At 73.3% G+C, this 21,291-nt stretch carries 18 protein-coding genes; 6 read left to right on the plus strand and 12 right to left on the minus strand.

The window, feature by feature from the left end; all coding sequences use genetic code 11:
• Nucleotides 1-4: 4 nt before the first annotated feature.
• The 5 genes from ABZ738_RS28705 to ABZ738_RS28725 form a co-directional block, all read right to left on the minus strand.
• Nucleotides 5-1,261 (minus strand): alanine racemase, encoded by a 1,257-nt coding sequence (locus tag ABZ738_RS28705; protein ID WP_357218276.1) that lies wholly within the window; start codon nucleotides 1,259-1,261, stop codon nucleotides 5-7.
• The gene (locus ABZ738_RS28710; RefSeq protein WP_357218279.1) at nucleotides 1,254-2,759 is read right to left on the minus strand and encodes a class I adenylate-forming enzyme family protein; all 1,506 of its coding nucleotides are present in this window, start codon (nucleotides 2,757-2,759) and stop codon (nucleotides 1,254-1,256) included. Before ABZ738_RS28710 ends, ABZ738_RS28705 begins: the two co-directional genes overlap by 8 nt.
• The gene (locus tag ABZ738_RS28715; protein ID WP_176095517.1) at nucleotides 2,756-4,000 is read right to left on the minus strand and encodes an acyl carrier protein; all 1,245 of its coding nucleotides are present in this window, start codon (nucleotides 3,998-4,000) and stop codon (nucleotides 2,756-2,758) included. Before ABZ738_RS28715 ends, ABZ738_RS28710 begins: the two co-directional genes overlap by 4 nt.
• 69 nt (nucleotides 4,001-4,069) lie before the next feature.
• Nucleotides 4,070-5,290, minus strand: a complete 1,221-nt coding sequence (locus ABZ738_RS28720; RefSeq protein WP_357218283.1) for an inositol-3-phosphate synthase — start codon at nucleotides 5,288-5,290, stop codon at nucleotides 4,070-4,072.
• Between the two features lie 60 nt (nucleotides 5,291-5,350).
• Nucleotides 5,351-6,625: a DegT/DnrJ/EryC1/StrS family aminotransferase gene (locus ABZ738_RS28725; RefSeq protein ID WP_131054474.1), complete on the minus strand. Its 1,275-nt coding sequence runs from the start codon at nucleotides 6,623-6,625 to the stop codon at nucleotides 5,351-5,353.
• Between the two features lie 105 nt (nucleotides 6,626-6,730).
• Between ABZ738_RS28725 and ABZ738_RS28730 the strand changes: the two genes are divergently transcribed.
• The 3 genes from ABZ738_RS28730 to ABZ738_RS28740 are packed head-to-tail and all read left to right on the plus strand — an operon-like array spanning nucleotide 6,731 to nucleotide 10,583.
• Nucleotides 6,731-7,849, plus strand: coding sequence for a glycosyltransferase (locus ABZ738_RS28730; protein WP_357218287.1), 1,119 nt, complete (start codon nucleotides 6,731-6,733; stop codon nucleotides 7,847-7,849).
• Between the two features lie 11 nt (nucleotides 7,850-7,860).
• The gene (locus ABZ738_RS28735; protein ID WP_357218290.1) at nucleotides 7,861-9,300 is read left to right on the plus strand and encodes a condensation domain-containing protein; all 1,440 of its coding nucleotides are present in this window, start codon (nucleotides 7,861-7,863) and stop codon (nucleotides 9,298-9,300) included.
• Nucleotides 9,301-9,359: 59 nt separating this feature from the next.
• Nucleotides 9,360-10,583, plus strand: a complete 1,224-nt coding sequence (locus ABZ738_RS28740) for an MFS transporter (protein WP_357218293.1) — start codon at nucleotides 9,360-9,362, stop codon at nucleotides 10,581-10,583.
• Between the two features lie 56 nt (nucleotides 10,584-10,639).
• Here ABZ738_RS28740 and ABZ738_RS28745 read toward each other — a convergent pair whose 3' ends face one another.
• From ABZ738_RS28745 to ABZ738_RS28755, 3 genes are read right to left on the minus strand one after another with little or no spacing between them, the layout of a single operon-like run.
• Nucleotides 10,640-11,332: a hypothetical protein gene (locus ABZ738_RS28745; RefSeq protein WP_357218296.1), complete on the minus strand. Its 693-nt coding sequence runs from the start codon at nucleotides 11,330-11,332 to the stop codon at nucleotides 10,640-10,642.
• The gene (gene eccE, locus ABZ738_RS28750) at nucleotides 11,329-12,816 is read right to left on the minus strand and encodes a type VII secretion protein EccE (protein ID WP_357218299.1); all 1,488 of its coding nucleotides are present in this window, start codon (nucleotides 12,814-12,816) and stop codon (nucleotides 11,329-11,331) included. The genes ABZ738_RS28745 and eccE overlap by 4 nt, the downstream gene beginning before the upstream one ends.
• Nucleotides 12,817-12,847: 31 nt before the next feature.
• Nucleotides 12,848-14,527, minus strand: a complete 1,680-nt coding sequence (locus ABZ738_RS28755; RefSeq protein ID WP_131055394.1) for a right-handed parallel beta-helix repeat-containing protein — start codon at nucleotides 14,525-14,527, stop codon at nucleotides 12,848-12,850.
• A gap of 204 nt (nucleotides 14,528-14,731) precedes the next feature.
• Here ABZ738_RS28755 and ABZ738_RS28760 point away from each other — a divergent pair, with 204 nt between their 5' ends.
• The 3 genes from ABZ738_RS28760 (at nucleotide 14,732) to ABZ738_RS28770 (ending at nucleotide 16,886) form a co-directional block, all read left to right on the plus strand.
• Entirely contained in the window at nucleotides 14,732-15,115 is a 384-nt protein-coding gene (locus tag ABZ738_RS28760; RefSeq protein WP_131055396.1) for a YwqJ-related putative deaminase, read from the plus strand.
• Nucleotides 15,112-15,597 carry an SUKH-3 domain-containing protein gene (locus ABZ738_RS28765; protein WP_357218304.1) on the plus strand — a complete coding sequence of 162 codons (486 nt, stop codon included), beginning with the start codon at nucleotides 15,112-15,114 and terminating at the stop codon, nucleotides 15,595-15,597. Before ABZ738_RS28760 ends, ABZ738_RS28765 begins: the two co-directional genes overlap by 4 nt.
• Nucleotides 15,598-15,668: 71 nt before the next feature.
• Nucleotides 15,669-16,886, plus strand: coding sequence for an SseB family protein (locus tag ABZ738_RS28770; protein ID WP_357218333.1), 1,218 nt, complete (start codon nucleotides 15,669-15,671; stop codon nucleotides 16,884-16,886).
• On the opposite strand, the gene ABZ738_RS28775 is transcribed toward ABZ738_RS28770, so the two are convergent.
• The 4 genes from ABZ738_RS28775 to ABZ738_RS28790 form a co-directional block, all read right to left on the minus strand.
• Complete coding sequence (locus ABZ738_RS28775) at nucleotides 16,887-17,294, minus strand: hypothetical protein (protein WP_131055401.1); 408 nt, start codon at nucleotides 17,292-17,294, stop codon at nucleotides 16,887-16,889. It lies immediately after the preceding gene.
• A gap of 231 nt (nucleotides 17,295-17,525) precedes the next feature.
• On the minus strand, nucleotides 17,526-18,776 hold the full coding sequence (gene mycP, locus ABZ738_RS28780; RefSeq protein ID WP_131055403.1) for a type VII secretion-associated serine protease mycosin: 1,251 nt from the start codon (nucleotides 18,774-18,776) through the stop codon (nucleotides 17,526-17,528).
• Nucleotides 18,777-18,881: 105 nt separating this feature from the next.
• Complete coding sequence (locus ABZ738_RS28785) at nucleotides 18,882-20,606, minus strand: hypothetical protein (protein ID WP_357218308.1); 1,725 nt, start codon at nucleotides 20,604-20,606, stop codon at nucleotides 18,882-18,884.
• A gap of 33 nt (nucleotides 20,607-20,639) precedes the next feature.
• Nucleotides 20,640-21,263, minus strand: coding sequence for a hypothetical protein (locus ABZ738_RS28790; RefSeq protein ID WP_131055008.1), 624 nt, complete (start codon nucleotides 21,261-21,263; stop codon nucleotides 20,640-20,642).
• Nucleotides 21,264-21,291 lie beyond the last annotated feature (28 nt).

Below are 21,291 nucleotides of genomic sequence, written 5' to 3' on the forward strand. Positions count from 1 at the left end.
ACGGTCACCTTTCGTCTCGTGGATCGGTCGGGTCGCCCGGTGCGGTGCCCGGCGTCCGGGTCAGCGTCAGCCGGGACGTCTCGACGACCTGCTCGCCGTCGCAGACGACCTCCAGCGGCGCCGGGTGGCCGAGGAAGGCCAGCAGGCTCGCGGAGAGCCCGTACGCGCCGACGTTCGGCACGCTGAGCACGTCACCGGGGCGTACGTCGGGCAGCGTCGCGGCGCGGGCCCAGGTGTCCAGCGGGGTGCAGAGCGGACCGGCGACGATGGCCCCGGTCAACGCCGGCCCGTCGGCCGGTTCGGTGGACCCGTCCGCGTGCAGGGCCGGGACCAGCGGCGGCAATCGACGCAGGCCGGACATCCCGCCGAGGTGGTTGATGCCGGACTCCAGCACCACCACGGGTGTGCCGTGCGAGTGCTTGACGTCCAGCACCCGGGTCAGCAGGGTCCCGGCGGTGGCGGTGAGGAAGCGACCGGACTCGAACGCGATCACCGGGTCGTCGTCCGGCCAGCCCGGGAAGAGATCGTCCAGTGTCGTACGAATCTGCGCGTCGAGCCCGGTCAGGTCGGCGTTGTGCCCGGCGCGGGCGAACGGCGCGCCGAAGCCACCGCCCAGGTTGAGCAGCTCCAGCTCGATGCCGAGCAGGTCGCGCAGCCGGTGCGCGGTGGCGGCGGCGGAGGCGAACTGGGTCACCAGCGCGTCCACCGACTCGACGTTGCTGCCGGTGTAGAGGTGGAACCCGGAGACGACGGCCGCCGGCCGGGACCGGAACGCCTCCGGTTGGCGCTCGATCCAGTCCACGTCGGCGCCGAACTGCGAGGCGACGCCGGTCATGGTCAGCCCCTGGCCGGGATTCGCCACCCGGTCGTTGACCCGCAGCAGGCAGCGCAGCGTGGTGCCGTGCTGACGGGCGATCCGGTCGGCCTGGTCGAGTGCCCCCGGCGAGTCGACCGAGAACCAGCGCACGCCCGCCTCGACGGCCTCGGCCACCTCGGCGTCGCGCTTGCCGGGGCCGGTGTAGAGCATCCGGTCACCGGGCACACCGGCGGCCAGCGCCGTGGCCAGTTCGCCGGGGGAGCAGATCTCGGCACCGCACCCGGCCCGGTGCAGGGCCGCCACGATCGCCGGGTGCGGGTTGGCCTTGAGCGAGTAGTAGAGCCGGCTCGGCGTGGGCAGGGCTGCGCGCAACGTGGCATGGTTGGCGCGTACGTCGGCCAGGTCGTAGCGGTACGCGGGGGTCTCGAAGGGCAGCTCAGCCACGACGCTCACCCGCCAGCCGGGCCAGCGCGCGCCGGTCGACCTTGCCGTTGCCGTTGAGCGGCAGGCTCGGCAGCACCACGCACCGCGCGGGCACCTTCATCTCCTCCAGTTGACCGCGCAGCCGGTGCAGAACGTCGTCGGCCGCCACCTCGGCGACCACGAAGAGAGTCGCGCCGTCGCGGCCCTCGGCGGGCGGCAGCACCCCGGCGACCTCCACACCGTCCACCCGGTACGCGGCGGCCTCCACCTCGGTCGCGCTGACCCGGGTCCCCTTCTCCTTGTAGACGTCGTCGCGCCGCCCGGCGTAGTGCACGTAGCCGTCGGCGTCCACGTGGCCGTAGTCGCCGGTGTGCAGTTGCGGGAACAGCCCGTCGCGGCGGACGAAGCGTTCGGCGGTCAGCTCGGGACGCCGCCAGTAGCCGGCCATCACGTGCGGACCACGGACCACCAGCTCGCCCGGGGTGCCGGGGGACTGCCGCCGGCCGGCGTCGTCCACCGTGAAGATCTCGGTGCCGGGCAGCGCCCGACCGCTCGCGCCCGGCCGCCGCAGGTCCTCGTCCGGCGGCATGATGGCGGCACGCTTGCACTCGGTGAGTCCGAACATGAGTTGCACCTTCAGGTCGGGTAGCGCCTCGCGCAGACCGGCGAGCACCTCGGGCGGCATCGTCGCCCCGGTGTTGGTGATCAGGCGCAGCCGTGGGCGTACCGCACCGGGACGGCGCAGCAGCCGCAGCAGGTTGATGGCGAGCGACGGCACGCACGGCAGCACGGTCGCCCCGGACTCGCGCAGCGCGACCAGGAGACGTCCCCCGGTCTGCCCGGCGTCGCCCAGGTGCAGCCGACATCCGGCGAGCGTGCTCAGGAAGATCTGGTACAGGCCGTAGTCGAAGGAGGTGGGCAGCACGTCGTGCACCACGTCCTCCGGTTGGTACGACAGTTCCGACTGGATCGCGCGTACCGCGAAGGTGACCTGGGCATGGGTGGAGACCACCGCCTTCGGCATGCCGGTGCTGCCGGAGGTGTAGATCAGGCAGACCGGGTCCACGGCCAGCGGCGGCGTGCCCTCCGGCGCCCCGGCCAGGGTCACCGGTGCGGTGCCCGCCGCCTCGGTCAGTGCGGCCGAGTCGCGGACGGCGACGTTCCGGGCCTGCGCCAACTCCCGCAGGAGCGGGTCGTCGGTGACGGTGAGCACCGGCTCGGCGTCGTCCAGCACGTGGGCGAGGGCGACCTCCGGTGCGGGCACCCGGATCACCGCGAAGACCGCGCCGACCCGGGCCACGGCGTACAGCAGGGCGGGCAGGGTGGCGTCGCCGGTCACCGCGACCACCACCCGGTCACCGCGTCGCACACCCTGCCGGCGCAGCCAGCCGGCGAGCCGGCGGCTGCGCGCGTCCACCTCCCGGTGACTGAGCCGGGCCGTACCGTCGCTGACCGCGTCCGCGTCCGGCCACCGTGTCGCGGCCCGGTCGAGCAGGCCGTGCAGCAGGTCGGCGCTCATCGGTCGCCTCCGGCAGGGCCGGCGTCCGCGAACATCGCGCACAGCGAGCCGACGTCCCGCAGGTCGGCGGCGGAGAGCGCGGTGGCCGGGACCTCGACGCCCAGCCGCCGCTCGACCCGGTCGATGACGTCGACCAGCCGGAACGAGTCGAAGCCCGGCAGGTCCCGCAGCACGTCGGTGGGGCGCAGGCGGGCCTCGTCGAGGTGCAGCGTGTCCCGCAGCGCGCCGAGTACCGCCGCCTGCACCGGGCCGTCCCCGGAGGCGTCGGCGGCGCGCGGTGCGTCGCCGTCCGCCGTCGGCGCGGCCCCGATCGTCTCCACCACCGAGAGGTACTCGTCGACCAGCGCGCCCAGCGCGTCGGCCAGCTCGGGGGAGGCGGGGCGTCCCGCCTGGGCGCGGCGCAACGCCACGTAACTGCGGGCGGAGAGTTGCTGCCACCGTTGCGCCTGCCCGGCCAGCGCGGCGGCGGCCTCCGGGCGGACCGACGCCAACCAGTGCTCGTGCAACTGGCGGGCGCGCCCGAGCAGCCACACGTCGAGGACGAACCGGTGCAGACCATCCACGGTGGTGAGCGTCTCGGTGAGCGACGCGAGATGTCCGGCCACCGCCGGGCGGGACTGCCGGGCCCGCTCCGCGTTGCCGGCCAGCATCTCCGGCACGTCGAGGACCGGCGCCGGACCGGCGGTGATGGCCAGCGTGTGGGCACCGCCCGCCAGCGCCGCGTCGAACTCGTCCACCGGCAGCCGCCACACGCCCGGGCGCGCCGGCCCCCAGGCGGTGTCGTTGTGGTACGCGTCCACCACGGTCACCGCACCCGAGCCGTCACCGGTGGCGAGGAAGCTGTGCCGCATGTGCTCGTGACCCTCGTACGGGCACCAGGGCAGGTCGTAGGCGTCCGCGATGACGTACAACGGTTGGCCGGTGGCGAACAGCCGACGGACCCGTGGCCCGTCGAGTTGCGTCCATCGACCCTCGACCCGCAGGCCGAGCAGGCCCACCGCCTCGGCGGCGCGGTCGTCCGGCGTAGCCTCGACGGTGGGCAGCCCGGCGCGCTCCCGGGTGCGGAACTCGACGCGTGCGCCGAGGGCGAGATGGCTGCCGGTGCCGTGGGCGTGGTCGGCCAGCAGCGCGAAGCTCGTCTGGAGGCAGTCCAGTGCGGGGGCGCGGAGCGTGGTCAGGATCGGCGTCCACGCCGGATCCCCGGTCCGCCGGTCCGGCCGGCTCTGGGTGTGTGGGGGCATGGGAGGCTCCTCGTGGCTACGGCGGGCGGTACCGCCGGCGCGGTCGCCCGCGCCGGCGGCGCGGACGGCTCAGCTGTCGGCCTCGCGGTCGAGGCCGTTGGCCCACTCGGTGAGTGCCCGGGCCTGGTCGGCGAGGGCGTGCTCGTCGGAGCCGATCGGGTCCTTGAAGAAGAAGCCGAGCTCCTCGACCGGGCCGACGTGACCGGCCCGGTGCGCGGCGGCGGTCAGCCGGGCCAGGTCCAGCACCAGCGGCGCGGCCAACGTCGAGTCGACGCCGCTCCAGGTGAGCTGCATGGACATCCGGACGCCGAGGAAGCCCTCGAACGAGACGTGGTCCCAGGCGGTCTTGTGGTCGCCGAGGTCCGGCACGTTGTCGATGTGCAGAGGGGCTGTCACGTCCTCGCCCAGCAGCGCCGGCAGCACGCCCGACTTGGAGCTCAGCTTGCTCTTGGCGTTCGCCGGGTCCTCCAGGGTCGCCCCGTCGCCGCCACCGAGCAGGTTCACCCCGGCCCAGGAGAGCACGTGCAACGCGCGGCACGTGAACATCGGGGCGAGTGCGGTCCGCAGCAGCGTCTCACCGGTCTTGCCGTCCGACCCGGCGAAGGGCACCTGCTGCCGGCGGGCCAGCAGCTCCAGGGCCGGCAACCGCGCCCCGGTCGACGGGGTGAAGTCGACGAACCCGCAACCGGCCTGGAAGGCCGCGTACGCGACGACCGAGCTGGGCGGCAGCACCCGGGCGTCCGGGTCGCCCAGCGCGCGGGTCAGTGCCTCCAGGTCGTCGTGTTCCGGTCGGAAGTCGACGGGCGGTTCGGTCGACGACACGTTGACCACCACCACCCGGGCCAGCCCGTGCCGGTTGCGGAACTCCTCGATGTCGGCGGCCAGCCGGTCGATCGCCTCGGCCTGACTGCCGGTGTGGGACTGCGCGTCGTAGCCGGTGCGCAGCTCACCCTCGACCTCGGGCAGGTTGCCCCGGACAGCGGCCAGGACCGGGGCCGGGATCACGCCGGAGTCGACGAGCGCCTCCGCCTTCTTCTCCAGTGGTGTGTCCACCACGTCGTGCCCACCGACGACCATGTCGGCCCAGCCGGCCAGCGGCACGTCGCGCAGCATGTCGGTGTCGGTGACGCAGCCGGTGGACCGGGTCATCCCGGCCCGCAGCGCCAACAGGCCGGTGACGGCGGTGGTGGCGACCGAACCTCGGGCGCCGTTGAGCCACAGGCCGATCGGCCCGTCGGAGTTCTGTGACGAGGACGTGCTCTGCGGGGTCTCGCTGTGCGTGACGGTCACGGAAGGTCCCTTCTCTGGGCGCGCCGGGTCGGTGGCACGCGGTTCGGTGGCGGGTACGGATCAGCGGGTCAGCACTTTCCCGAGAGCGCCGGCGATGTCGTGCATGTCGGGTTCGGTGCCGAGGAACGTGCTGTGATGGGTCTGCACGCTGTGCGCGGCGAGCCACTCGGTCTTGGGGTACGCGCGGTCGCGGTGGATCGCGGTGAACCGCTCGGCCAGCGGCGCGAGCAGCGGCTTGGTCCAGGGCTGGAGCAGCGGGCTGCGGTGCAGCGGCTCGTCGGTGACATAGAAGCGCTTGCCCAGCTCGGCGGTGAGCGCGGTGGCCACGTCGGCGTTGCTCATCCCGGCGGGTAGCTCGTCGACGACGATGGTGCCCTCATAGATGGAGATCCGGGTCTGCGCCGGTGCGGGTTGCAGCAGGCGTACCCCGTCGAGGTCGGCCACCAGTTCGGTGAGCAGCGCATAGTTGCGGTTCCGGACGGTGTGCTGCTCATCCAGGATGGCGAGTTGGGCGCAGGCCACGGCGGCGGAGAACTCGCTCAGGCAGAAGTTCGCGCCCTGGATCCCGGCGCTCTCCTCCAGGTCCAGCTCACCCGGGGCCGGGCGCCCGTCGCGGTAGCGGCGGGAGTCGGCCCGCAACTCCTGCAACACCGGCGCCAGGGTGTCGTCGTCGGTGACCACGGCACCGCCCTCACCGCAGGTGAGCACCTTGCCGTGCTGGAAGCTGAAGCAGCCGATCCGGCCCAGGGAGCCGGCCTGACGGCCCTGCCAGGTGGCGCCGTGCGCCTGGGCGCAGTCCTCCACGATGGAGATGTTCCGGGGCGCGGTGACCGCGTCCAGTGCCGGGATGTCGGCCATGTTCGAGGCCCAGTGCACGGCCACCACGGCGCGCGGGTCCACCGACAGGTCGAGGTCGTCCGGCCCGACGCAACCGGTGTCGGCGTCCACGTCGACCAGCACCGGCACCAGCCCGGCGCGCAGCGCGGCGGTGGCCGAGGCGGTCCAGGTCAGGGCCGGGACGAGGACGGTGTCGCCGAAGTCGAGGCCGAGGGATTCGAGGGCCACCACCAGCGCGCTCGACCCGTGGTCGACGGGTACGCAGTGGCGGGTGCCGACGTAGCGGGCGAAGTCGGCGGCGAACCGGCGCTCGAACAGAGGGGTGTCGCCGCAGGTCGGGCTGCTGATCGCCCACCGGCCTCCGTGCAGCACGGCGGCGAGGTTGCGCTCGGCGTCCGGGGCGGGGACCGGCCAGCGGGGCCACGGCCGGTCCGGCGGTCGGAACGGTCGGCCACCGTCTACGGCGAGCCGCCGGTCGGTACGGATGGAGGTCGTCATGCCGTCGACACTGCTGCCGGTCGATACATCCTCCGTACACGTCGGATACCGGCGGACGTCGATGCCGTGTATCGGCGTTGTATCGGCCTGGCCGACCCTCGGGACATGAGCCGATCCCCGCAGTCATTCCGCAGCGAGCCGACCGCACCACCCGGCGTCGAGCGCGGTGTCTCGGTGGTCATCCCGGTAAAGGACCGGGTGCCCGAGATGCGCCGGCAACTCCGCAGCCTGCAACAGGCGGCCCGGAACTGCCCGGAGCCGGTGGAGGTGGTGGTGGTCGACGACTCCGCACCGGCGGCCGCAGCCGCCCACCGGGCCGCCTGCGCCCAGCACGGCGCCCGATACGTACGCGGCCCCCGGCACGTCGGGGCCAAACGCAACCTGGGCGTCCGGCACGCCCGCCACGACCTGCTGCTGTTCACCGACTCCGACTGCCGGGTGCCGGAGGACCTGATCACCCGGTACGCCGCCCGGCTGCGCGCCAGCGGTGACGAGGTCGCCGGGGTCACCGGGCCGGTCCTGGTGGAACCCGGCGAGGGTGCCTTCTTCCGGGTGATGAGCCGCTCCTACCTGCTGCTCGGTGACCTGACCCGGCCGCTGCACCACGAGCGGGTGTCCTGGGGCGCCGGGGCGAACACCGCCGTGAAACGCGTCGCGTTCGACGCCGTCGGCGGCTTCCCGGAGGACTCCCCGATGCCGATCGGCGGCGAGGACCTGCACCTCGGCCTGCTGCTGACCGACGCCGGGTACGCGCTGCTCGCCGAGCCCGAGGCGGTCGTCACCCACGACACGTCGGTCGCCGAGACCGTCGGCGCCGTGGCGTACCGGTTCACCACGTACGGGCGATCCGAACAGTGGCTCTGCCTGGCCCACCCGCACCGCCGCCGGTTCGTCCTGAACACCGTCAGCGCGCTCGCCGTGACCGCCGCCGTCGGGCTGGCCACGGCACGGCGTACCGGCGGACGGAGCCTGCTCGCGGTGCCGGCCGTCGCGGCGGCGCTGGTGGCTGCGAAGACACCCGGTCGGCTCGGCGACGACCGTGGCCCGCGCGCCCTCGCCGAGTCGGTGGCCTGCGTCGCGATCGAGACCCTCTTCGACGGCGCCGCCTTCGTCACCGCACTCCGGATGCGCCGCCCCGACCTGCTCTTCACCGGATTCCGCGCCCCGGACGAGGCCGACTACCAACCGGTCGCCCCGTCGCGGGCGGAACCGGTCGCGGCGTGAGAGGAGCCGGCGTGCCGACCACCCTGCCGCTGGCCCCGAGCCAGCAGATGATGTGGGAGTTCATGACCGCCCTCGACCCGGCCCACCCGGGTGCCGCCCGACTGGTGGTGGTGGAGTTCCGTCGACTCTCCGGTCGGCTCGACGTCGACGCGTTCGGGCAGGCCGTGCAGGACGTCGTCGACCGGCACGACGCGCTGCGGATGCGGTTCGTCCGGATCGGCGTCCAGCCGGAGATCGAGATCCTGCCCCGGGTCCGGTCACCCCTGGTCCAGGTGGACCTCACCGGCCAGTCGCCCGCCGCCCAGCAGGCCCGGATCGAGCAGATCGCCTACGAGCACCGCACGGTCGCGTACGACCCGACCGAAGCGCCCCTGTGGCGGGCCGCGTTGATCCGGCTCTCCGCGACCGAACACGTTCTCGCGCTCTGCTTCTTCCACATGGTCTCCGACGGCTGGTCGTGCCGGCTGTTCGTGGAGGACCTCTGTCACGCGTACGCGGCCCGACTGGGCGCGGTCCGCCCGCAACCGCCGCTCGGCGTCGACTTCGCCGGGCTCGCCGCGATCCAGGAGACGGAACTGGCCGGTGGCGGGGTCGACGCCGCCACCCGGGCCGCCCACTGGCGGGATCGGCTGCGGCCGGTGTCGCCGTACCAACTCTTCCCGGCCACCCCGCCGGCCCCCGACGCCGACCTGAGCGCCGAGGTGGCCACCCGCTTCGCGATCCCACCCGAGGTGGCCGCCCGCCTGCGCCCGGCCGCCCGACGAGCCCGGACCAGCCCGTACGTCCTGCTGCTCGCCGCCTACCTGGTGATGCTGTCGCGGCGTGCCGGTCGGGAGCGGATCGTGCTCGGCACCACCACGCTCGGCCGGGAGAGCCCGCTGTCGCAGCGCCTGATCGGCCAGTTCACCAACAACGTGTACGTGCCGGTGGAGATCGCACCGGACGCACCACTCGGTGCGGTGGTCCGTGCCGCGCACGCCTCGCTGACCGAGGCGATCGCCCACGTGGCACCGTTGCACCGGGTGGCCGAGGCGGTGCACCCCGACTTCGTCCGGCAGCGCCCCTGGCCGGACAGTCACCTCTTCGACGCCTGGTTCCAGTCGGCGGCCTCCGCCTCACCGGTGCTGCACTGCCCCGGGCTGCGGGTCGAACCGCTCGACATCACGGCGCGTCCCGCTCCCGGCACACCCGCGCCGGTGGTCGCCGCCGACGTACCCGCCGACTGCCTGCCGGTCTGGTTGAAGCGGGGGTCGCCGATCGTGGTGGTGGACGACGACCGGGCCGGCGGGGTCTTCATCCGCAACCGCAGCTTCTTCGACGACGACCTGGTCCACGGGCTGATCGACGACTACCTGGCGGTCGTCGCCGCCCTCGTCGACGACCCGGACCGCTGCCCGGCGCAACTCCGGCTCCCTGACGGCGCGTGCTTCTTCGATCACGCGGCGGGGTAGAAGGAGCGGGGAGAGGCGGGGACCAGGATCCAGGCCGACTCGGGAGAGGTACGACGACCATGACGGACACCTCGACGCACCAGCCCGCCGATCGGGTGACACCACCGGTGCTGCGGAGCGCCGTCCGGGCCCGCTACTCGGTGGTGCTGCTCTTCGTCATCATGGGCCTGGCCATCGGCGGATGGTCCTCCCGGGTGCCGGACGTCCGCGACGCGGTCGGCCTCGGCAACACCGGCTGGGGACTGGCGAACATCGCCACCAACGCCGGTGAGCTGATCTCGCTCGTAGTGGTCGCGGTGCTGATCAGCCGGATCAACACCCGCCGCCTGGCGCTGGCCGGTGCCGCCCTGATCCTGGTCAACGCGCCGCTGCTGGCCGCCTCGACAACGGTGGTGGCGTTGGCGGGCGGTCTGGCGGTCTGGGGATTCGCCGCCAACCTGCTCGCCACGCCGATGAACGCGCAGTCGGTCGAGGTGCAGAAGCAGTACGGCCGCCCGATCCTGTCCACGTTCCACGCCGGGTTCAGCATCGGCATGCTCGCCGGTGGACTCAGCGGCACCGGAGCCGCCGCGATCGGCCTCTCCCCGTCGGTGCAGATGGCGATCACCAGTGCCCTGCTCGGTGTGCTGCTGATCGGCACCCAGCGGTGGCTGCCCGACACGCCCCGCCAGGAGACCAGGGAGGGTGAGGCGCGCCGCCGGCTGCGCGACCGGTTCACGCCCCAGCTCCTGCTGCTCGCCGCGATCGCGTTCCTGGCGTCCTTCGTGGAGATGGCGGGTGCCCAGTGGAGCGCCCTGTACGCCACCGAGGTCGCCGCCGCCGGGGCGGTGCTGGCCGCCGCGACGTACACCTGTCTCTCGCTGGCCGCCGCCGGTGCCCGGCTGGTCGGCGACTCGCTCGCCGGGCGCTTCGGCCGGATCCGGTTCGTCCGGCTCTCCGCCCTGGTCGCCGCCGCCGGGCTGGCACTGCCGCTGGCCGTCCCGCACCCCGCCGCGGTGATGGCCGGGTTCGGCCTGCTCGGCTTCGGTCTCGCCTGCGTCACGCCGACGGTGCTCGGTTTCGCCGGTGAGCAGCCCGGCCTGACGTCCGGTGAGGGGGTCTCGGTGGTGGCGATGGGCCAGTGGCCCGGCGCGCTGCTGGCCGCGCCCGTCATCGGTCTGCTCGCCGGTGCGCTCGACCTGCGGCTGGCCTTCGTGGTGGTGCTGGTGCTCGTGCTGGCCGTGATCGTCCTGGTGGGCCGGGTCCGGGCCACCGCGCTGCCCGGCGAGGGCGCCGCCGGATGAACCGTCGGTCAGCGCCGCCGGATGACCGTCGGGCGGTGGCGGCCGAGGTGCGGCGGTCAGCCGCCCCGGGCCACCGGACCGATGAGCTGGCCTTCGGTGCCGGTCATGCTGAGCATCACCCACTGCACCTTGCCCTTGGTGATCAGGCCGACCATCTCCGGATGCAGTTGGGTGAACCAGCCCTGCACGCTGACCAGACCGAGGGCGGTGGCGGCGGTCGCCGCCTCGGCCTCGGTGAGTCGTTGGAGCACCACGATGTCGCTGCGGACCAGCACCTCCACGTCCCAACCGGCCAGGTCGTCGCGGACCACGAGGGTGGCCCGCCAGGGCGCGCTGAGGTTGGTGTCCGGGCCGGTGACCGGACCGGTGTCGATCACCACGAGCTGCGGTTCGGTCGGGGTGGCGGGCACCGGCGGAGCCACTCCCGGAGGAAGGAACGAGGCGATCTCCCGGCCGATCACGCAGCGCCGCAGGAAGGCGTCCCATTCCTGTTCGCGGGCGGTCTGGATGAACAGCCGGGCACCGAGCGCGAGGGCCCGGAAGGCGAGCAGTTCGGCGGCGCGTACCCCGCCGGTCAGCATCAGCCGGGTCGGCTCGGCCCGGAACACCCGCAGCCCCACCGGCTCCTGCTGCCGGTTGCGCCCGACCACCAGCCCGCCGCCCCCGGCGACCAGGTGCAGGGCCGCGACGGCGGCCTCGTCGGTGACGTGCAGCCCCATCCGGCTGCCGGGAAAGGCGACGCCGTTCACCTGAGGAAGCCTCCGAGCGGCAGGGTGGCGGCCACGCCGTACGCGTGCTCGCCGTCGAGTCGTTGCAGGCGACCCCCGTGACCACGGACCGCCTCCTCCAGTGCGCGGTCGGCGGCGGCGAGTGCGTCGGCATCGGCCCCGATCAGCCGGAACGCCACCTCCACCACGGCGTCGGCGGCACCGGCGCGAGTGGCGTCCCGGGCCACCGCGATGGACACCACACCGGCCACCGCGGGCAGCCCGCGCAGCAGCGGATCGACCTCCCACGACCGACGCGGCCAGTCGAGCAGCCGGTGGCAGCTCTGCGGGACGCCCTGCGCCGACCAGTGCCGCCAGCCCTCCCGGGCCAGCGGCCGGTCACCGCCGGTCGGCCCGTCGGTGAGATGGGTCAGCCCGGCGACGGCGGCCAGCACCTCGTCCCGGTTGAGCAGCCGCGCGGCCACCCGGTCCTGGCGCAACTGCCGTCGGGTGCGGCGGATCGCCGCGGTGAGGGCCGGGCGTAGGTCACGGTCGGCGTGGAAGTCGGGGGTACGTGGTGCCTGGAGCACCACCCACGCCTGCCGGCTCGCCGGCACCTCCCCGCCGGTCAGCTCGCGGTACGCCCGGTCCACCGCTGCGGAACGGGCCCGAGGCGCCGGGGTGACCTGGATCAACACCTGCACCGCCACGGCCGGAGTGTCCGGGTCGGCCGCCGGCAACAGCGACACCGGCGACGGCAGGGCCTGCGGCGCACCCATCAGCAGGGCGCCCTCGGTCGGGTCGACCTCCAGCACGGCACTCAGGCCGCCCCGATGGGTCAACAGCACGGCCGGCTGGTCGTCGATCTCGACCTGGTCGAGTTCGACGCTGCCCTCCAGATTGGTCAGCAGTTGCCAGGCCGCGTCCGTGCCGGTCGCGGTGAGCTGCCGACGTCTGCCCCGGTAGCCCCACCAGACGGCCAGCCACTGATAGAGCCACCGGCCCCGGTGCCGCAGCACGGTCGGCGAGAGCAGCAGCACCACACCGGTGGCCACCGCGACGGTCACCGGCAGACCGTGCGCGCTCGCGGCCAGCACCCCGGCCGCACCCGCCTGCCAGGCCACGAGCTGGGCGACGTGGATCCCGCCGACCCGCAACGGGCGCCGGTGCGGGCGTACCACCGGGACCGCTGCCGCGTCGGGTGCGGTCGCTGCGTCGTCGAGGCCCGCCGGTCGGGCCACCGCGTCCGGCTGGGCGGTGGGCGTCGACGACGCCGCCACCGCCGGCCCGGCGGCCGGAGCGGCCGTGGCCGACGCGGCGGCCTGGCTGATGTACGCGGTCCCGACGGTCGCCCGCCCCTGAGAACGCTGAGCGGCCCACTCCTGCCCCGGCCCGGCACCGCCGAGTGTCGGTGCCGGCGCGGCGGCCTGCTGCGGTGGTGCCGTGCGCTGCTGTGGCGGTGCCGTGGCCCCCGGGTGTTGCTGCCAACCCGGTTCGCCCGGCCGTGCCGCACCCGGATGCGTCACCGCACGCCCCTCCCTGACCGGCCCGGCATGGTCAGCGTCCGATCGCGGCCTGGACGTCGGCGACCGTCACGGTACGCAACTCGTCGAGGCTGGGTCGCTGACCGGACTGGCGCAGTCGCTGTGCCTGAGCCTTGCGTACGCCCTCGAACAGCTTGCGCGCCTCCCGGGCGTTGCCGAAGTTCTCGTCGCGTTCGATCGTCCCGAAGTGATCCCGGAGCACCTCGGACACCCCGTCGTCCAGGAGGTACTCGTCGCCGTCGGCCATCCGCTCCACGATCACGACCAACTGTTCCGGCGAGTAGTTGCCGAACTCGATCGTCCGCGCGAACCGGGAGGCCAGACCGGCGTTGGCGTCGAGGAACGTCACCATGTCGCCGGTGTAGCCGGCGGCGATCACCGCGATCTCGTCCCGGTGGTCCTCCATCAGCTTGACCAGCGTGTCGATGGCCTCCTGGCCGAAGTCGCCGCCGCTGCCGAACGAGCGGGAGAGGGTGTACGCCTCGTCGATGAAGAGCACGCCGCCGCGCGCCTGCTCGAACACCGCAGCGGTCTTCTCGGCGGTGTGGCCGAGATATTGTCCGACCAGGTCGCGGCGGGACACCTCACGGAACGAGCCGCCGGGCAGGGCACCCAGCGCGGCGAGCAACTCGCCGTAGATGCGCGCCACCGTGGTCTTACCGGTGCCCGGCGCACCGGCGAAGATCAGGTGATGGCTCACCGCACCGACCGGCAGCCCGGCGCTGCGTCGCCACTCGTTGACCTGGATCTCGTCGATCAGGGCACGGACCTCGTCCTTCACCGACTCCAGGCCCACCATCGCCTCCAGGTCGGCGAGCAGCCTCTCCACCCGGGCGGTGTCCTGCGGCGTGGTGGCACGGGCGGCTGCCGCACCGAAGGCCGCCTGCCGGTTCACCCGACCCTCCACGATGGTCGGGGAGGCTCCCTCGGCGATCTCGAACGCCGGTTCGGCGGTGTTCTCGGTGGTGCACTCGGTGACCGAACCCTGGCAGCCCCGGCCGAAGGAGACCGCCGGACCACGGGTGTCCCGGATCCGGCAGCGGCGCAGCACCGGCGCGCTCTGGTGCACCACGGCGATCCCGGCCTGGCCGGTCTGCGAGATCTCGCACGCCTCGATGGTGGGCTTGCCGTACTGGTAGATGTAGATGCCCCGGTTGCCGCACCGGGCCACGGTGGTGGTGCGGATCGTCGGCGCGGCACCGATCCGCACGATGATGCCGTCCTCGGCGAGGTCGGTGAACTCGCAACCCTCGACGCTGCCCTCGGAGTCCTCCACCACCAGGCCGTAGCGTCCCCCGGTGACCCGGCAGCGGGCCAGGTTGAACTCCGAGCGACCGGCGATCTGGACGGCGGCGCCGAAGCCGGCGCTCAGCTCGCAACCGGTCAGCGTCAGCTTCGCCCGGTCCGCCACCACGACCGGTGCGTCACCGGCCTTGAGCACGAGGTCACGCAGCTCCAGGCGCCCGGAGTTGCAGGAGACCGTCGGGTACGTCCCGGAGGAGGCGTCGATGGTGACCGTGCCCGGCCCCTCGGCGGCGACCACGGTGGCGCCACGGTCGTTGACGAACAGCGCCTCGTAGTAGGTGCCGGGGCTCACCGCGACGACGGTGTCGTCGCCCGCTGCCGCCAGCGCCTCACCGATGGACGGGTAGGCGCCGGCTTGGTCGGTCGAGACGAGAAGGGTGCGCGTCATGGCTCCGGGGCTTCGTGCGGCGAGCATGCGGGGGGCGGAACCGACGATATCCCAGCCGTACTACGCCGTGTGAGCCTGTCGCGTCCGGGATACGGCGGCCCGACGGGCGAGAGTCGGGCCGCGTCGGGACTTCGTTCTGGTTAGGCTCGTCGGGCGAGTTCAGGCCCGCACCGGGCCGGATCGCTGTCGACGCCGGGAGGACGGATGACGCAGCCGCGGATGCTGCCGCTGGCGGCGGGTGCGCTGCTGGCCGACGGCACCGTCTACACCCACACCTCGGTACGCGGGGACGTGCCGCCGGACCTGCACCCGGTGGTCCGGCGCTTCCTGCACGGGTTGTCGGTCGACCAGCGCGAACGCTTCGCCGGCTGGTGCGCCGAGGCGGTGCTGGTCTCCGACCGCCTGTACGCGGCCGAGCAGGGTGGACCACCGATCGAGGCGGCGCGGGCCCGGGCGCTGCTCTGGGGCGCGAAGGTGCGGGTGACCCGGGTACGCGAGGAGGGCGACCCGCGCCACGGCGAGGTCCAGCCGCCCTGCCGATCCTGCGCCGCGCTGCTCGACTGGTTCGGTATGGAGGCGTTGACGTGACCGGACGGTTCCCACCCCTGGTGGCCGAGGCCCTCGCCGAGGCGGGTTGGTCGCCCGACGGCCGCGACGACGACCGGGGCCGCGAGTGGGGGCTGCGGATCGCCGCCCAGGCCAGCCCCGGCGGCCGTCAGCACGTGATGACCGCTGCGGCCATCGCCGCGTACGCCGAGTTCGGCGGGTTGCGGGTGATCCCGCGGGGCGACGGCGAGCAGATCGCGCCGAGCGACTTCCACCTGGACCCGTTCCTGGTGGGGCAGTCGGTGGAGACGCTCGCCGAACTGGCCGAGGCGATCGGCGCGCCGTTGAGCCCGCTCGGCGAGGAGGGCGGCGGCACCGGCATCCTCGCCGTCGACGCCCAGGGTCGGGTGTTCGTGCTGGACCACACCGGGGACTGGTTCCTCGGGGCGGACCTGGACGAAGCGATCACCGGTCTGGTGCTCGGCCGGCAGCCGCAGCGGGTGAACCGGGACGGCGGCTGGTGACCGACCGGCACCCCGCCGTCGACCGACAGCCCGCCACCGACTGGCAGCCCACCACCACGACCGAGCGGGCGATGCTGGCCGCCGCCGAGGCCGACGACAGGGCGGCCTTCCTCGCCGCACTCGCCGAGGGTCCACTGTTGCTGCCGGTGTCGCCGTCGGCGGCGGCCGGTCTGGAACCGGTGGCGTGGCCCACCGGCACCCACGACGGGATCACCCACGTGCTCGCCTACACCTCGGCGGGAGCCATCGCCGCCGGCCTGCCCGGCCGGTCGGTCGGCTACCACGTGCTCGGGCTCGCCGACCTCGCCGTCGACTGGCCCGACGACACGTGGATGCTGGCCGTCGACGCCGGGCTGCCGATCGGGCTGCGGCTGACCGCCGAGGAACTGCGGTCGGTCGCCGCACCGGTGGTCGAGGCGGAACGGCCGCTGCGCGAGGCGATCCGCCGGCAGGACCCGAACGCGCTGATGTCGGCGTTGTTCCGGGCCGAGCTGGTGTTGCCGCTGCGCCCGGACGGCCCGGCCACCCGGGACCTCTCCGACCCGGAGTTCCCCTGGTGGAGCATGCCCGACGAGCAGGGCCGGACGAGCCTGCCGGTGTTCACGTCGGAGACCCGGATGCGGCAGGCGTTCGGTGACCACGACCTGGTGGTGATCAGCAGCCTCCAGCTCACCGACCACTGGCCGGACCTCTCCTGGCAGTTGCTCCTCAATCCGGACACCGCGCTGGCGGCGGCGTTGCCCGGTGAGGCGTTGCTGAAGCTGCGCGAGTGGGTCGGCGAACTGCGTGAGGTGATCACCGAGGCGGCCGAGGAGGAGCAGCGTCGCCGCGAGACGGCCGCGTACGCGGAGCCGTCGCGGCGGGGCGTACCGGTGCCGCGTACGGCCCCGGAAAGCGAGGTCGCCGAGGGACCGGACCCGGACGTACCGCTGCTGTTGCAACTGGTCATCCCGCACCGGTACCTACCGTCCTACCTCGACGACGGATACGACCGGGCGGCCGGGCTGGTGCACGCCTGGCACGGCCCGGGCCGCGACACCCCGGCACGGCTGTACCGCCGCCTCGGGCTGCTCGGCGAGGGCTCGCCCTTCGAGGAGGCCGACGAGTGGGTGGCGGTGTTGCGCTGGCCGCCGGGTGAGACCACGCCGCCGGAGTGGGGCGAGGGCGGGCCACGCATGGAGTCGCTCGTCGTGCCGGACGGCACCGCCCTGCACTGCCTGCACCAGGACGGTCGGGACGAGCTGTTGGCCCGCTACGACGCGACCGCGCGGCGCTGGTCCCCGGCCTGATCAGGACCGGCGACGGGCGAACCAGGCGCGGGCCGGCGGGCTGCACACCAGGGCGAGCGAGACGCCCGCGAGGCCGCCCACCACCAGTGGGGTGACCATCGTCGGCTGGAAGGTCAGCTTGCCCTGTGTCAGCAGCGTGACGATGACGACGACGAAGATCCCGAACGTGAAGCCGGCCGGCACGGTCAGCCCGGCCGCACCGTCACCCTGCCAGGCCATCATCATCCCGAGCGAGGCGAGGAACACCACCAGCAGGGCGAGCGCGAGGACGGCGCCACCGATGCCGACCACCAGCAGCCGACCGATCCCGGTGCCCTCCGTGCGCAGCATGGCCAGGAAGAAGGCGATCCCGGCGACCAGCCAGACGACGACCGCAGGTCCCATCATCAGCACCGCGAGCGTGACCACGGGCGGACGTGACGCCGCCGTCCGTTCGGGGCCGGGCAGGCCGGGCGGCTCACCCTGGGCACCGTGGGATGGCGCCGCCGCTGACGACCCGGCCACCGTCGGCGCCGGGCCGAGGATCGGGGAAGGGGCCGGCGCCGGGTACGGGCCGGACACCGGCGGGGGGCCGGGAGACGGGTGCGGAGATCCACCGGTGGGCGGCGACGTCACGGGTTCCTCCTCGGGACGCATCGGTCAGCCCGGCGGCCGACGCCAGACCGCGTCTGCGGGCTGATCGAGCCCCTCCTGCGCGTCCGAAGGCGTTTCGTCGTCTGCTGGTGAATCGTCGTCGGCCGACTCGACCTGGTAACGGCGGGCCCGTCCACGCCTCAGCATGACGATGCCCAATATCCCGCCGACAATGAGCAGGAACACGGCAATGATCACTGCCCAGACGAAGATCAGGATGTCGTCCTCGCGCTCACGGGGGTTGGCCTGCCATGGCTCCAGGCCCCCTGCGCCCGGCGCGGTCGTGGCCGAGCCGGTGCCGCGGCCGTCCGGCTCGCCGGTCAGTGCCTGCCGGATGTCGAGGACTCCCCAACCGTAGTGCAGGTCGTGGCCGGGCTCGCCCTCGTCGCGGGTGGTCGCCAGCAGGCGCCGGAACATGTCGTACCCGTTCAGGTCCGGGTACTCCGCCTTGATCAGAGCCAGCGCACCGGAGACGACCGCGGCACTGCCGCTGGTGCCGATCGCGGTGACGTACTTGTCACCCGGTGCCGCGCTGACGAGATCCTCGCCTGGCGCGGCGATGTCGACCTCTTCGGCCGGCAACGCCGCCTCCTTGCTGATCACACCGTTGCGGTCGGTGCCGTTCACTGCCACGGCGCTCTGATGCCGGGCGGGATAACCGATGACGCCGTCCTTGCGGTTGCCCACGCCAGCGACCACGATCACGTTCCGCTGGTACGCCCGTTCGACCGCTCGGTTCAGTTCCTCGTTGAAGCTGGCGCTCAGCGAGACGTTGACGATGTCCGCGCCGTTGTCGACCGCCCAGTTGATCCCGGCAGCTACCGCCGTCGGCTGGATCAGTGGACTCCGTTCGCTGCTGACGGTCACCGGAAGGATCTTGGCTTTAGGGGCGATCCCGAGCACTCCGTCTCGGTTGCCCGGACCGTGCCCGTGACCGGCGATCAACGACGCCACCCCGGTGCCGTGTCCCTGCCGATCGACACCGCCCTTGCTGTCGTCGTCGTAGAGGTCGACGCCGGGCAGGACGTTGTCCTTCAGGTCCTGATGGCGGGCGTCCACCCCGGTGTCGACCACCGCGACCACGACACCCTCACCCTGGGTGATCTTGTGCATCTCCGGAAGCTCCAGCGCCTTGAGATGCCAGGAGTCGTCCCGGGTCGAATCGGCCAGGGCGGGCACTGCCGGAAGGGCGAGAGTCGCCAGCACACTCATGGCGGCGAGTGCCAGGGCCGGCGCCGGTCGGGTGCGGACACGCATGTCCGTCAACCTCCTCTGTGGGCTCTGGCCGGACGGCCGAGGGACGTTTGGTCATCCGCATGGTACGGGCCGGTGACCCCGCCTGGGGTGACCGGCCCGCCCACGTCATCCCTGGCCGAGGGCCTTGCCCTGCTCTCGGGGCCGCTGCTCCGCCGGCGCCTCGACCACGCCGACGGCGGACGACTCGGTGACCCAGAGTTCGTCGTCGCCCTCGCCGTACTCCCAGGTCTCCTGCTCCCCGTCGCGCGCCTGACCGGTCCGCGGCTTGGGCACCGAGCCTCCAACGCGGCGTCCGCCGAGCGAGGGGGCCGGACCGGTCGTCGGTGCCGGACGCGCGGCACCGGTGCGACCGGTCAGGCCGGGCCGGGCACCGGTGCCCGGAGTGGACTTGCCGGACGGCGTGGCCGGGGGAGTGGCGCCCCGGCCGCCCGGAGCGGCACCCGCCTTGGGGGTTCCCGGTGTGGTGCCGCGCTGTCCACCGAGGCTCGGTGGCGGCGAGGCGGCCGGACGCCCGGGGGCGGCGCCGCGCTGACCGGGACGGGCCGTGGATCCCGGCAGCTTCGGGCTGGACGCCGGTGGGGTGGGTGAGCCGGTCGGCCGCAGCCCGCCCGGTCGGCCCGGACGCGCGCCGGGCGCCCCCGGTGCACCGGTGTTGCCCGGCAGGGTCGGACGGTTCGGTGCGGGCCCGCGCTTGCCGCCCGGAGGCGCCCCGGCGCCGTTACCCGCTCCACCAGCTCCAGGAAGCGTGGGACGGTTCGGTGCTGGCCCTCTGCTGCCCGGCGTGGTGGGTCCGCCGGCGCCCGGCAGCGAGGTGCGGGGAGCGTTCGGTCGACCGCCCGAGCCCGGTTGGTGCAGGCCCGGGTTGGCCGGACGAAGTCCGGGACCCGTCACCGGCGGCGGGGCCGGGCCGGGTGCGACGGGCGTGTTCGGCGTGTTCACCGGCGGTGGTGCGGCCGGCGGCGGACCGGCCGGAGCGACCGGAGCGGTGGTGCCGGCGAGGCTGACGCCGTCCGGCGTGCCCGGCGGCGGAGCGGCGGGTGCGGCGGGCCGATCGCCCGTGTTCGGCCGGTTCGGCATGTCCGGCCGGTTCGGGCGCGAGCCGTTGAGCGAGGGCGCGCCCGGGGCGCCGCCCGGCCGACCCGGTGCACCGGGCCGAGGTGCCGATCCATAGTTGATGACGGCGTCGGTCGGTCCCTTGAACTTGCCGCCCCGGGAGATGTTGGTGATGTACACGTCGATGTAGAGGTCGGCCAGCGGCTTGGCGATGTTCTTGGCTCGCTGGTGAAACTCCGTCTGGACCTCTTCGTAGGACTTGTGCTTGTCGCCGAAGATGTCGCTGAAGGTGACCTTGGCCTTGTCCTCATCGTAGATCCGCTGCTGGTTGCGCTGCTCGGCCTGATATTCCTGCCAGAGAGCCAGCATGTCCTGTTGAGTGGTCTTGATCTTGCTGGCGAGCTGCTCCAGACCGGTGGCGTTGTTGCTCGCCACGGTCTTCCACTCGTCCAGCGAGTGCAGCGTCGCGCCGACCCGGCCCATGAAGACGCGGGCGGCCGGCGACTGCCACTTGGCGTCGAGCGAGTCCGCGTGGCGCTGGAGGTTGTCCCGGGTCGACTGGAGCAGACTGGCGGCGCGTCGCCACATCTCGGCGAGCGCGGTCGTGCGTTCGTCGCTCTCCTTGCGGACGTACTCCCACATCTGCTCGATGTTCACCGAGTCCCAGGAGGTGGGTTCGTACGGCGTGGACTGGGCGGCCCGCTCGGCCGCGTAGTCGTCCGACACCCCGGAATACATGTGGTAGCTCGGCGGCTGCCAGCCGTAGTAGTCACTCATCCCCGCTCCTCCGCTTCGCTGACCGGCCGACCGTCACCGCAGGTTCGACTGGTCGATCGCGAGGTGATCCCCGTGCAGACGTTCGGCGTCTCCTGCGATCACGTACGCCCCCGGACCCTCACCGACCACCTCGCGCTGGGCCCACGCCGGAGTCTCCTCGCGCCGATCGCCGGTCGGGCAGGAGTCCATACCCTCGTAGGGGTTCATCGGCACGGGGTTGGCGGCCTCCTGAGGAACGGTCCCGGCCGGATCGTCGGCGTTGCCCTCCTGCCAGGCGCCGCTGAGCGTCTCCTGACCGTCGACCCCGTGGAACGCGTTGAGGACGTCGTCGTTGGTGGCCTGGGCGAGCGCGTCACCGGTCAGGTACTCAGCCGAGATCGAGATGGCGGCGGTGCTGAGCGCGACGAGTCCCTTCATCGCGTCGCCCATCAGGTGGGAGACCGCCATCCGGCTCTCGTCGTGGCGGCCCCGGAAGAACGCGGCCTCCTTCATCCCGCCGCCGCCGAACGGCGCCTGTACGGTGAGCATGGGTTGCAGGCCGCCCTCGAAACTGGGCCGGAAGTTCTCGTCCAACTCCTTCTGGATTGCCTGCGCAAAGTCCTTGAGCTGCTGGATGTCGACGTTGATCTCTTCGTCGACGAGCCACTCGTCGCCCATGTCCCTCCCCCGATCACTCACCTGGCAC

Origin of the sequence: Micromonospora sp. NPDC047793, assembly GCF_040642635.1 — a bacterium.
Taxonomy (GTDB): Bacteria; Actinomycetota; Actinomycetes; order Mycobacteriales; family Micromonosporaceae; genus Micromonospora.

What these genes read in the sequence shown, in the direction of transcription:
- ABZ738_RS28710 (WP_357218279.1), bottom strand. Translation starts at nt 2,759, where the DNA reads ATGAGCGCCGACCTGCTGCACGGCCTGCTCGACCGGGCCGCGACACGG.
- ABZ738_RS28715 (WP_176095517.1), bottom strand. Translation starts at nt 4,000, where the DNA reads ATGCCCCCACACACCCAGAGCCGGCCGGACCGGCGGACCGGGGATCCG.
- ABZ738_RS28725 (WP_131054474.1), bottom strand. Translation starts at nt 6,625, where the DNA reads ATGACGACCTCCATCCGTACCGACCGGCGGCTCGCCGTAGACGGTGGC.
- ABZ738_RS28730 (WP_357218287.1), top strand. Translation starts at nt 6,731, where the DNA reads ATGAGCCGATCCCCGCAGTCATTCCGCAGCGAGCCGACCGCACCACCC.
- ABZ738_RS28740 (WP_357218293.1), top strand. Translation starts at nt 9,360, where the DNA reads ATGACGGACACCTCGACGCACCAGCCCGCCGATCGGGTGACACCACCG.
- ABZ738_RS28755 (WP_131055394.1), bottom strand. Translation starts at nt 14,527, where the DNA reads ATGACGCGCACCCTTCTCGTCTCGACCGACCAAGCCGGCGCCTACCCG.
- ABZ738_RS28760 (WP_131055396.1), top strand. Translation starts at nt 14,732, where the DNA reads ATGACGCAGCCGCGGATGCTGCCGCTGGCGGCGGGTGCGCTGCTGGCC.
- ABZ738_RS28770 (WP_357218333.1), top strand. Translation starts at nt 15,669, where the DNA reads ATGCTGGCCGCCGCCGAGGCCGACGACAGGGCGGCCTTCCTCGCCGCA.
- mycP (WP_131055403.1), bottom strand. Translation starts at nt 18,776, where the DNA reads ATGCGTGTCCGCACCCGACCGGCGCCGGCCCTGGCACTCGCCGCCATG.
- ABZ738_RS28785 (WP_357218308.1), bottom strand. Translation starts at nt 20,606, where the DNA reads ATGAGTGACTACTACGGCTGGCAGCCGCCGAGCTACCACATGTATTCC.
- ABZ738_RS28790 (WP_131055008.1), bottom strand. Translation starts at nt 21,263, where the DNA reads ATGGGCGACGAGTGGCTCGTCGACGAAGAGATCAACGTCGACATCCAG.